Origin of the sequence: Vibrio sp. Vb0304, from assembly GCF_033338995.1 — a bacterium.
Taxonomy (GTDB): Bacteria; Pseudomonadota; Gammaproteobacteria; order Enterobacterales; family Vibrionaceae; genus Vibrio; species Vibrio alginolyticus.
This window is the reverse complement of record NZ_JAWOTT010000346.1, coordinates 1-1,059: the sequence shown is the minus strand read 5'-3', so window position 1 is coordinate 1,059 and position 1,059 is coordinate 1. Positions and strand designations below refer to the sequence as shown.

Genomic DNA, 1,059 nt, shown 5'->3' with positions numbered 1-1,059 from the left:
AACTATGTTGATTACCATTGATGGAAAGGCACTTGATCCAGAATGGTGTGGCCGTTGGTATGACCAAGTATTAATCGAGTCATTACCACGTCATATTGATCCATGTGGAGAAAATGGTGAGTTCCATACATTGGTGACATCAACCCCATCATTTCAAGGACATATAGAACTGATTAAGCTTGAAGTGGAAATAGGGGAGCGATTTAGCCATCAAAGATACCGCGCCAAAGCATTGCCAAAACAAATCTAACCAGTATGATCGCCGAGTCTCTATTCATCAGGTAAGACTCGTGCGAGCATCAAGTAAGAAAAAAGTTCTAGTGTTTGATTCCGGTGTCGGCGGACTGTCAGTTTTCCAAGAAATTCACCAACTCCTTCCACACTTAGACTACTTCTATCTGTTCGATAACGAAGCTTATCCTTACGGCGAACTCGATCAGAATGTGCTTATCTCGCGCGTCAATCAGCTGGTTTCCGCATTGGTGGCAGAGCATCACATCGATATCGTCGTCATTGCGTGCAATACTGCCAGTACAATCGTGCTGCCGTCATTGCGTGACAACTTATCAGTGCCAGTTGTTGGCGTCGTGCCTGCCATCAAACCGGCCTCCTTACTAGCGACTCAGGGAGTAGGGTTAATCGCAACGCCTGCGACCGTCACTCGTCAATACACTCATGAACTGATCCGCGATTTTGCACAAGGTAAGCCAGTTGAACTGCTAGGTTCGACGCGTTTGGTTGATATGGCAGAAGAAAAGCTACGTGGTGAAAGTGTTCCTTTGGATGAACTGAAAAGTATCTTATCGCCGCTATGCAATAAAGTAGACGTCGCTGTACTTGGTTGTACACACTTCCCACTAATCAAAAACGAAATTCAGCAAGTGCTGGGTAGCAACGTCGTTTTGATTGATTCTGGGGAGGCGATAGCGCGCCGGGTTAAAGCATTACTGTCTTGTGGTGAGCTTGAAGAGAAAGAAGAAGGAATAAAACGAATCTTTGCCAGTGCACCTCCTTGGCAAGAAGATGCACTGAACATTTGTTTGGCGAAATTAGGATTTA

Annotated in this window: 1 protein-coding gene and 1 pseudogene; both read left to right on the top strand. The window is 45.4% G+C overall.

Annotated features, from left to right (window positions below; all coding sequences use genetic code 11):
• Positions 1-250, top strand: a pseudogene (locus tag R7P35_RS26140) (ATPase); the annotation flags it as partial.
• A gap of 40 nt (positions 251-290) precedes the next feature.
• On the top strand, positions 291-1,059 hold a 769-nt coding region (murI, locus tag R7P35_RS26135; protein WP_318093388.1), incomplete at its 3' end, for a glutamate racemase.